The sequence below is a fragment of the Phenylobacterium ferrooxidans genome, from assembly GCF_042714595.1.
In the GTDB taxonomy this organism is placed as follows: domain Bacteria; phylum Pseudomonadota; class Alphaproteobacteria; order Caulobacterales; family Caulobacteraceae; genus Phenylobacterium; species Phenylobacterium ferrooxidans.
This window is the reverse complement of the sequence record NZ_JAOTJD010000073.1, coordinates 1-9,011: the sequence shown is the minus strand read 5'-3', so window position 1 is coordinate 9,011 and position 9,011 is coordinate 1. Positions and strand designations below refer to the sequence as shown.

The window sequence follows — 9,011 nt, the reverse complement described above, 5'->3', positions numbered from 1 at the left end:
CGTGCCCGGCGCGCCGCCGCTGGCCACCCGCCCGTCTGGAGGCGCCGTATGACCGTCAGCGCCCTGACCCGCCCGGGCGAACGCGACCGGCTGGTGGTCAAGTTCAGTGAAATCGACTGGCTGTTCTCCTTCGCCCTGTGCCTGATCGCCGGGGCCGGCGCCTTGATGATGTTCTCCATCGCCGGCTCGTCCTGGGAGCCCTGGGCGGGTGCGCACCTGTTCCGCTTCGGCGTCCTCTTCGTGGTGATGGTGGTCCTGGCAATGGTGGACCTGCGGGTCTGGTTCGCCATCGCCTACCCCCTCTATGGGGTCGGCCTCGTGCTGCTGGTCCTGGTGGAGGCGGTCGGCGACACGCGCATGGGCGCGCAGCGGTGGCTCGACCTGGGGCCCCTGGGCAGCTTCCAGCCGTCGGAGGTGATGAAGCTCGGGATCGTGCTGGGCCTGGCGCGCTTCTACCATTCGATCTCGGCCGACGACGCGCGCTTCTCCTGGTGGTTGCTTGTGCCGGTCCTGATGATCGCCGCGCCTGTCGTGCTGGTGGCGCACCAGCCCGACCTGGGCACCGCGATGCTGATCCTGATGACCGGTGTGGCGGTGGTGGTGCTGGCGGGCCTCGACTGGCGCGTGATCGCCACGGGCCTCGGGGCGGCGGTCGTTTCGGTGCCGCCGATGGTGATGTTCGTGCTGCACGAGTACCAGCGCAAACGCATCTTCACCTTCCTGGACCCTGAGAGCGACCCGTCGGGTTCCGGCTATCACATCCTGCAATCGAAGATCGCGCTCGGCTCAGGCGGCTTCCTGGGCAAGGGCTACGGCCTGGGGTCCCAGAGCCAGCTCAACTTCCTGCCGGAAAAGCAGACCGACTTCATCTTCGCGACCCTGGCCGAGGAGTTCGGCTTCGTGGGCTGCTTCTCGGTGCTGTTCCTGTACGCCGTGGTGATCTTCATGGCCCTGCGCACCGCGGCCCTGGCCCACTCCCACTTCGGTCGCCTGGCGACGGCGGGGGTGACCGCCACCTTCGCCCTCTATGTGATGATCAATGGCGGCATGGTGATGGGCCTGGCGCCGGTGGTGGGCGTGCCCATGCCGATGCTCTCCTATGGCGGCACCGTCATGGCCACCGTCATGATCGGCTTTGGCCTGGTCCAGGCCGTTCGCGTCCACCGCTACTCGGAAGTGACCAGCGGCAAGGGCAGCTTCCTCTAAACCGAGAAAGCTTGGTCCGTCGCCCGCACCAGGCCATCGACGATGCCGGGCTCAGTCGAGGCGTGGCCGGCGTCCCAGACCACTTCGAAGCGGGCCTCGGGCCAGGCCGTCTTGAGGGTCCAGGCGCTCTCCATCGGCGTGACCACGTCGAAGCGGCCCTGGACGATCCAGCCGGGAATGCCGCGAATCTTGCCGATGTTCTTCAGGATCCAGCCGTCCTCGCTGAAGAAGCCCTTGTTGGCGAAGAAGTGGCATTCGATCCGTGCAAACGCGATGGCGAAGTCGATCTCGTTGAACTTCGAGGGCCTCGCCTCCGGACCGCGGATGGAGATGGTGTCGCCCTCCCACTGGCTCCAGGCCGCGGCGGCCTCGGCCTGGACGCGGCGGTCGGTGTGGGTCAGGCGGCGGTGATAGGCGGTGACCATGTCTCCGCGCTCGGCCTCCGGGATCGGGGCCACGAACTTCTGCCAGGCGTCGGGGAACAGGAAGCTGGCCCCGTCCTGGTAGAACCAGCGCAGCTCCCGCTGGGTCAGCAGGAAGACGCCGCGCAGGACGAGCGCCTCGACCCGCTGCGGATGGGTGATGGCGTAGGCGAGCGCCAGGGTTGAGCCCCAGGACCCGCCGAACACGGTCCACTTCTCGACGCCCAGATGGATCCGCAGGCGCTCGATGTCGTCGATCAGCGACCAGGTGGTGTTGTCGTCCAGGCTGGCGTTGGGCCGCGACTTGCCGCAGCCGCGCTGGTCGAACAACACCATCTTCCACTTCGACGGGTTGAAGAACCGCCGCATGGTGGGATTGATCGCCCCGCCGGGGCCGCCGTGCAGGATCACACAGGGCTTGCCCTCCGGATTGCCGCACACCTCGTAGAAGATCTCGTGCTCGCCGCCGGTGGGCATCCACCCATAGGTGAAGGGCTCGCTCTCCGGGAACAGGCCGCGCCGGTTCGTGGAGGAGGAGAGGGCGGGCGGCGGGGTGTTGCGTTCCATCATCCCTATCTAACGCGGGAAGCGGCGATCCATCCAGCCGAGGATGAGGTCATTGACCTCTTTGGGCTTTTCTTGCTGCGTCCAGTGACCGGAATCCTTCACCAGCACCTTCTCTAAGTCACCGATCACATCTTCCATTCCTTCGGCCATGGCGGGCGAGAGCACCACGTCCTTCTCGGCCATGATCATCAGGCAGGGGATGCCGTCGACGCGGGTCGGAAGCTCGGCTGACCGCTCCCAGTTGCGGGTGAAGTTGCGATACCAGTTGACGCCGCCGGTGAAGCCCGTGGCCTCGAAGGTCTCCACGAAGGCGGCCAGTTCCTCGGGGCTCAGCAGCTGGTTGACGGTGTCGGACTTGTCCCAGGCGTCCAGCAGGTCGCCGAAGGCGAAGGTCGACTGGCCCTCTGCGGCCGGGGTCGACATGTCCAGGCCGGACCCGGCGTCCATGGCGTCGCCCGACGCAGGCTTGCGCATGAAGAAGCGCATGGTCTTGTCGACGTCGGCGCCCAGGACCGCGTCAGCGACGCCCGGCTTCTGGAACCAGACGATGTACATGTCCTCGCCGAACGCCATGCGCATGGCGGCGATGGGATCGAAGGGCGACCTGCGCATGAAGGGGGTGTTGAGGCCGATGACGCCGGCGCAGCGGTCGGGGTGCATCAGCGGCATCTGCCAGACGATGATGCCGCCCCAGTCGTGGCCGCAGAACACCGCCTTGTCGATCTTCAGGTGGTCCATCAGCCCCACCAGGTCGCCGGTCAAATGCTCCATGTCGTAGTCGGTGACCGCCTCGGGCCGGGACGTAAGGCCGTAGCCGCGCTGGTCCGGCGCGATCGCCCAGCGACCGGCGGCCTCGCAGGCGGCCAGCTGGTGGCGCCAGGAAAAGGCCAGTTCCGGGAACCCATGACAGAAGATGATCGGCGCACCCTGGCCGCGCGGCCCGACCTCGTAATAGGCCATGTCGATACCGTTGACGGCGGCGTGCTGGACGGGCGGCATCTGTCGGTCGAGGGCGGCGGACATGGGCGGTTCCTTGTGCGTTCCTTCCTATGATGCAGGCCTTCCGGTCGGGAAAGGCAAGCCTTCCCACCCGGCCGAACCGCGCTAGAACCGGACCATGAGCGATCCCCGCGCGCGATACGTCCCGGAGAAAACCCCGTGGGGCTTGGTGATCCTGCTGGGATCGCTGACGGCCTTCGCGCCGATGTCCATCGACATGTATCTTTCCAGCCTGCCGGCGATCGGAGCGGATCTTGGCGCCAGCCCGGCCCAGACCCAGGGAACGCTGGCGGCCTTCTTCGCCGGCATGGCCATCGGCCAGTTCATCTATGGACCAGCCTCCGACCGCTTTGGCCGGCGTCCGCCCATTGTGGTGGGGGTGGCCATCTACATCCTGGCCTCCATCGCCTGCGCCCTGGCGTCGTCCCCGGAGATGCTGATCGGCGCGCGGTTCATCCAGGCCCTGGGCGGCTGCGCCGGCGGCGTGGTGGCCCGCGCCGTGGTCCGAGACCGCTTCAACCACACCGAGACGGCGCGGATGCTGTCGCTCATGACCCTGATCATGGGCCTTGCGCCCATCCTGGCGCCCCTGCTGGGGGCAGCCCTGTTGGTGGCCGGCGTCTGGCGGCTGAACTTCTGGTTCCTGGCCGCCTTCGGCCTGGTGGTCGGCGGCGCATCCCTCTGGCGGATGAAGGAGTCGCGCTCGGCCGAGACCCTGGCCCAGGCGATGTCGGAGAGCCCCTTCGGCGCCTACATGGCCCTGCTGAAGCAGCGGCGGCTGATAGGCTACTGCCTGCCGGGGCCCTGAACGGCGCCACCCTGTTCACCTACATCTCCGCCTCGCCGGCGCTGCTGATGGGGACCTATGGCGCGACCCCCACCCAGTTCCCGTGGCTCTTCGGCCTGAACGCCGCCGCCGTCATCGGATCGAGCCAGATCAACCGCTACGCCTTGCGCCGCGCGACCCCCGATGAGGTGCTTAGCCGCGCAAGCCTGGCTTCGGTCGCCGCCGGGGCCCTGCTGGCCATCGCCGCCGTCACCGGGATCGGCGGGCCGTGGACGGTCCTGCCCATGCTCTTCATCCTGCTGGGGACCTACGGCTTCATGCAGGGCAACACCATGGCCGGCGCCCTGAACGTCGACACCCGTCGCGCAGGCTCGGTCTCGGCCCTGATGGGCGGCGCCTCCTTCGGCGTCGGCGCCCTGGCCTCGGGCCTCACCGGCCTTCTGCACGACGGCACCGCGCGGCCCATGGCGCTCACCATGTTCATCGCCCTGATCGGCTCGGCCCTTGCGCTCAGGTTCCTGGCAATGCCGAGAAAGGGCGAGGCTTAGCTTGCGGGGGAGGGGTCAGCCTCCGCTCGCCGCACAACCCCTCCCGTCATCCCGGACGGCCGCCAGGCCGATCCGGGACCCAGGGGCGGCGCGCACCGCCCCTGGATCCCGGCTCTCCGCTTCGCTGCGGCCGGGATGACGTGAAGGGGTTCGCCTGCGAGAACCCCTTATCCGACCCTGCTCCGCAGGGCGCTCGCAGCGGCTGGCGTGTCAGGTCTGGCGCGACGCGGGGGAACTCGGCCAGGACAACCGGGCGCTCGCGCCGGGGTCGGCCGGCTGAAGCGACCATTGACCGCCCAATTGTCGCGTCAGCGCGGTGATGATCCTGAGACCCAGACTCCCGAGTTCGGCGGTCGCCGTTCCGGAGACGCCCACGCCGTCGTCGGCGATGACCAGGGTTCGAACCGCACCGTCGTCGGACAGATCGATCGTGATCTCGCCGGGACGATCCGGGAAGGCATGCTCCAGGGCATTGTTCACGCATTCCAGCATGATCAGGACGACCGGGGTGGCTTCCTCGGCCGACAGCACCACCCCGCCGCTGGAGATGGAGACGGCGACATCGTCGCGGGCGGCCGCCTTGAGCGCGTCATCGACGATGGAGCGCGCCAGGAACTCAAAGGCGGTGGCCTGGCGCTCGGCGTCAGCCAGGCTTCGCTGGATCTGGGCGACCAGGGCGGTGCGCGCAGAGGCGTCGGCCAAGGCCTTGCGGGCGCCCGGATCGGTCGAGGCGCGCGCTTCCAGGCTCAGCAGCGCACTCACCACCTGGATATTGTTGGAGACCCGGTGCTGCACTTCCCGCAGCAGGATGTCGCGGCTCTCCGCGAGGGCGGCGTTGCGCTCGACCTCGCGGGACAGCCGCCGCGACGCGCCGTCCATGCCGACGATGAAGAAGATGTCGACCGCCGCGACGAAGATGTAAAAGCCCAGGGCGACCAGGGTGGCGACGCCGATGTCAAAGCCTGGCGGACCGATCCAGAACCACCAGGCGGCCAGGCCAGACAGTGTGGCGGTCAGGATCGCAGGCCGCAGGCCGGCATAGTAGGCCACCAGCACCACGGCCGGGAAGAAGGTCAGGTAGGGAAAGCCCGGCGGGAACCAGGGCGCCAGCCCGAAGCGCAAGGCGAAGGCGACACCCCAGGCGAGGAGGGCCAGCAGGTAGCCTCGCCACGCGGGGTGTCGGAAGAAATCTTGAGGCATGCGGCTCCCGGCAGGGCGCGCGGAGCGCGGCGGCTACCTCTACCTATCGAAGCTACCCCCAGAAAGTCCATTCCGGAAGCCCGCCGCCATCAAGCACCACTCGGGACGAGGGCTTCGGGGGCGGGAAGCGGACGTGCTTAGGGTCCGAGAAGGGTGGGGAGCGGGCACTCGTCCGCCCGCACAAACGGGATCCCGATGCGGCCTCTGACAGCCGGTGCTATGCGAAGAGGGAGGCGCGCCGCGTCACGCAAAAGCGGGAGCAAAACCGATTGCCTGCGGACACCAGCCGCTCGCCTGTGACAGTGTTCCGCCCAAGGACCGTCGAAAGGTCCATGGGAGGTTCTCGATGAATTTGCTCAAGCTGCTGGGTGGCGTGATCGCCGCCGCTGCGTTGGCCGCGGCTCCGGCCGCCGTCGCCAAGGGCCCCAATGCGCTCGACGCCTACGTCGCCAAGCCGGAGCCGAGCTTCGGCTGGAAGGTGGTCGGGCCAATCTCGGGGCCCGGATACCACGGCGCTGTCCTGGAGATGACCTCCCAGAGCTGGACCACCGAGACCATGCTGCCCGGACAGGACCTCTGGAAACACTGGGTGACGGTGATCGTCCCCGACAAGGTCACGAGCGACAAGGGCTTCCTTTACATCACCGGGGGCGACAAGGGCGACGCCGCACCCACCAAAGCCGTCGATCGCTTCGCCAAGCTGGCGGTGGAAACCAGCTCGGTGGTCGTCGAGCTGGACGACGTGCCGAACCAGCCGCTGCGCTTTTCCGATGAGCCCAAAGATCATGTCGAGGACGAGATCATCGCCTACCTTCAGGCGCGCTACGCCAAGACGCGCGACCCGAACCAGCTGCTCCGCCTGCCGATGGTGAAGAGCGGGACCCAGGCGATGACCGCGGCCCAGCAGTACCTGGCGAGCGACGCCGGCGGTCGCATGAAGCTAAATGGCTTCGTCGTGGCCGGCGGGTCCAAGCGCGGCTGGACCACCTGGCTGGTCGGGGCGGTTGACCGGCGCGTCATCGGCATCGTGCCTATCGTCATCAACGTGCTGAATGTCGACGCTACCGCTATCCACCACTGGCGAGCCATGGGCTATTTCTCGCCGGCACTCGGCGACTACGTCCACTACGGCCTGATCCCCGGAATGATCGGCAAGCCTGGGCTCCGGGGCGTGAACCTCATTGAAGACCCGATCAACTATCAGGACCGCCCGCAGATGCGGATCCCGAAGTTCGTCATCAACGCTGTGGGCGACGAGTACTTCCCGCCCGACAACACCCGCTTCGGCTACTACAAGGTCGCCGAGCCCAAGCGGCTGCGGATGATCCCCAACTCCAAACACTCCACCGCCGGCACCGACATCATGGAAAGCATCACCGCCTTCCACGACGCGGTAATCCGCAATCGACCGATCCCCAGCTACCGGTGGGGGGTGCGCAAGGATGGTGCGATCGTGGTGCGCTCGGCCGTCAAGCCGATGGAAGTTTTCCTCTGGCAGGGGACCAATCCGAAGGCCCGCGACTTCCGCGTCGACAGTATCGGCAAGGCCTTCACCGCCACTCGCCTGCAGCCTCAGAAGGACGGCAGCTACGTGGGCCTCCCGGCGCAGCTTAAGTCGGGGTTCACCGCCTATTTCGTCGAGCTCGTCTACCCGAGCGGGACCAAGTACCCGTTCAAGTTTACCACCGAGGTTCAGGTCAGCCCGGACGTGCTCCCCTACCGCTGGGAGGACGCTAAACCCATCACCGCCCCAACGTCTTAGCAAGGCTGCCGGGGCGCCCAGAAAGCTGCTGTGCGCAAGGTCTCAGAGAACTTCCAGTGGGGTGGACGCTGTCGAATGCTGTCCAACCCCGAACCAGACCCTGAGAGGGTCAGTAATGGGTGGGGAGCGGTCGTGCGGGGTCAGACCACTTCACCCTGGAGGTCTAGAAGACCGACCGACCAAACAGACCCATCAAGGTGCGCAATCATACTCCCCCGGTAGACGAACTGACGCTCCTCGCCAGCTTCAACGAATCTCACCGGGTTCGTCATAAGCTCGTATCCAGAGGAGGCGTATATCGTTGGTTCGAATGCGAAAAGTATCGTGTGGCTAATCCCTTCGGATCGGAAGAACTGGTGGGCCTCGTGGATGAGCAGCTTGGATAGGCCCTTTCTCCTATGCGTAGGAGAGACAGCCACCCCTCCGATCATCCCGATGAGGCAGTCCTTGTCGTCGGCTTTCGCTGTTCGCCTGTAGGCGGCCAAATGGGCGACGGGCTGGGAGTCGTCACAGCATATGAAGAGGCGATCCGGAACCGGACCCTTGTAGTAGTCGCCCTCCAGATCGGGAAATGCCATCGCCAACAGCGCCTGAACCTTGGGTCGCAGGCTGCGAGACAGATCGGCGTGAGGCACGCTCAACAGTTCCACGGCCACTTCCCAACGTTCAGCGTGGGTAGGAAATGCAACTTCCTCCAACGACGCGTACCTAACCAGGGCAATGTTGTTAACCTCCGCAACGGGTCGCGTGCGGTCGTTGCCGCTCCGACGAATCTCAGACCCAACTCTCACCGTCCCGAAGCCAACCCGGAGAATGTCAGCTAGGGCTGGAAACCGGTCCTCACCGAACCATGGCGTAGAGCCGGGTGTTCCTGAGCGTGCCGTCAGGTTCCGCGCGCTCATGCTTCATCAGACCCTCGTAGCTCATTCCAACTCGCTCGCAGATACGCCAGCTGGCGTCGTTCTGGTCGTCAGGCAGAGCAAATACGCGTCGAGCTCGCAGATGAACGAACGCAAATTCCAAAATCGCCGCCACAGCTTCAGTTATTAAGCCTCGTTTGGAGTAAGTGGACCGGCCCCACCATCCAATCTCCAGTTTTGGAACGCTCCAGTCGGGACGGTGCAGGCCGCTTGAACCGACTATCGTTCCGCTATCGCGTAGGGTGATGAGTAGCGGGAAATCGGCTCGCCGGGAGAAGGCCGCGCTGCAGGCCCGACAGAACTCTTCCGACCCTTGAGCGGACTGGTCACCCAACGACCAACCCATCGCGGCTGGCCAACGGCGCAGATCGGCCAAGCTATCGATGATGGCGTCGTGGAGCGCCCTCCCATCACCCTGGCGATGCGGTCGGATCAGAAGCCTATCGGTCAAAATCTGCTCGGGAATGTCTTGGAGCCACTCGCGCATTTGGCGAGGCTACGCGACTGTCCCAACGACCGCTACGGGTCCAGGCTGTGTAAAAACGGCGAAGCAGCTTAGAATCTAGCATCGACGCAGCAGCCTTGGGGCCGTCGATGAAG

General features: G+C 66.2%; 9 protein-coding genes. 4 read left to right on the top strand and 5 right to left on the bottom strand.

Translation table 11 applies throughout. The annotated features are described in order from the left end of the window. The first annotated feature begins 48 nt into the window (after positions 1 to 48). Complete coding sequence (gene rodA / locus OCL97_RS22205) at positions 49 to 1,206, top strand: rod shape-determining protein RodA (protein WP_377371874.1); 1,158 nt, start codon at positions 49 to 51, stop codon at positions 1,204 to 1,206. On the opposite strand, the gene pip is transcribed toward rodA, so the two are convergent. Both pip and OCL97_RS22195 read right to left on the bottom strand, forming a co-directional pair. Further along, positions 1,203 to 2,195, bottom strand: a complete 993-nt coding sequence (pip, locus tag OCL97_RS22200; protein WP_304780199.1) for a prolyl aminopeptidase — start codon at positions 2,193 to 2,195, stop codon at positions 1,203 to 1,205. The genes rodA and pip overlap by 4 nt on opposite strands. 9 nt (positions 2,196 to 2,204) lie before the next feature. After that, entirely contained in the window at positions 2,205 to 3,218 is a 1,014-nt protein-coding gene (locus OCL97_RS22195; RefSeq protein ID WP_377371873.1) for an alpha/beta fold hydrolase, read from the bottom strand. Between the two features lie 94 nt (positions 3,219 to 3,312). On the opposite strand from OCL97_RS22195, the gene OCL97_RS22190 reads away from it, so the two are divergent. Both OCL97_RS22190 and OCL97_RS22185 read left to right on the top strand, forming a co-directional pair. Continuing rightward, complete coding sequence (locus OCL97_RS22190) at positions 3,313 to 4,002, top strand: Bcr/CflA family efflux MFS transporter (protein WP_377371872.1); 690 nt, start codon at positions 3,313 to 3,315, stop codon at positions 4,000 to 4,002. 47 nt (positions 4,003 to 4,049) lie between these two features. Then, complete coding sequence (locus OCL97_RS22185) at positions 4,050 to 4,529, top strand: MFS transporter (protein ID WP_377371871.1); 480 nt, start codon at positions 4,050 to 4,052, stop codon at positions 4,527 to 4,529. 210 nt (positions 4,530 to 4,739) lie between these two features. Here OCL97_RS22185 and OCL97_RS22180 read toward each other — a convergent pair whose 3' ends face one another. Continuing rightward, positions 4,740 to 5,729 (bottom strand): sensor histidine kinase, encoded by a 990-nt coding sequence (locus OCL97_RS22180; RefSeq protein ID WP_377371870.1) that lies wholly within the window; start codon positions 5,727 to 5,729, stop codon positions 4,740 to 4,742. 346 nt (positions 5,730 to 6,075) lie between these two features. Between OCL97_RS22180 and OCL97_RS22175 the strand changes: the two genes are divergently transcribed. Then, a complete protein-coding gene (locus OCL97_RS22175; RefSeq protein ID WP_305704740.1) occupies positions 6,076 to 7,491 on the top strand; it encodes a PhoPQ-activated protein PqaA family protein in 1,416 nt (471 codons plus the stop codon). 140 nt (positions 7,492 to 7,631) lie between these two features. Here the strand turns inward: OCL97_RS22175 and OCL97_RS22170 are convergent, their stop codons facing one another. After that, positions 7,632 to 8,393: a GNAT family N-acetyltransferase gene (locus tag OCL97_RS22170; RefSeq protein ID WP_377371869.1), complete on the bottom strand. Its 762-nt coding sequence runs from the start codon at positions 8,391 to 8,393 to the stop codon at positions 7,632 to 7,634. Continuing rightward, positions 8,332 to 8,898: a GNAT family N-acetyltransferase gene (locus OCL97_RS22165; RefSeq protein WP_377371868.1), complete on the bottom strand. Its 567-nt coding sequence runs from the start codon at positions 8,896 to 8,898 to the stop codon at positions 8,332 to 8,334. Before OCL97_RS22165 ends, OCL97_RS22170 begins: the two co-directional genes overlap by 62 nt. Between the last annotated feature and the right edge of the window lie 113 nt (positions 8,899 to 9,011).

What these genes read in the sequence shown, in the direction of transcription:
- rodA (WP_377371874.1), top strand. Translation starts at nt 49, where the DNA reads ATGACCGTCAGCGCCCTGACCCGCCCGGGCGAACGCGACCGGCTGGTG.
- pip (WP_304780199.1), bottom strand. Translation starts at nt 2,195, where the DNA reads ATGGAACGCAACACCCCGCCGCCCGCCCTCTCCTCCTCCACGAACCGG.
- OCL97_RS22195 (WP_377371873.1), bottom strand. Translation starts at nt 3,218, where the DNA reads ATGTCCGCCGCCCTCGACCGACAGATGCCGCCCGTCCAGCACGCCGCC.
- OCL97_RS22190 (WP_377371872.1), top strand. Translation starts at nt 3,313, where the DNA reads ATGAGCGATCCCCGCGCGCGATACGTCCCGGAGAAAACCCCGTGGGGC.
- OCL97_RS22185 (WP_377371871.1), top strand. Translation starts at nt 4,050, where the DNA reads ATGGGGACCTATGGCGCGACCCCCACCCAGTTCCCGTGGCTCTTCGGC.
- OCL97_RS22180 (WP_377371870.1), bottom strand. Translation starts at nt 5,729, where the DNA reads ATGCCTCAAGATTTCTTCCGACACCCCGCGTGGCGAGGCTACCTGCTG.
- OCL97_RS22175 (WP_305704740.1), top strand. Translation starts at nt 6,076, where the DNA reads ATGAATTTGCTCAAGCTGCTGGGTGGCGTGATCGCCGCCGCTGCGTTG.
- OCL97_RS22170 (WP_377371869.1), bottom strand. Translation starts at nt 8,393, where the DNA reads ATGAGCGCGCGGAACCTGACGGCACGCTCAGGAACACCCGGCTCTACG.
- OCL97_RS22165 (WP_377371868.1), bottom strand. Translation starts at nt 8,898, where the DNA reads ATGCGCGAGTGGCTCCAAGACATTCCCGAGCAGATTTTGACCGATAGG.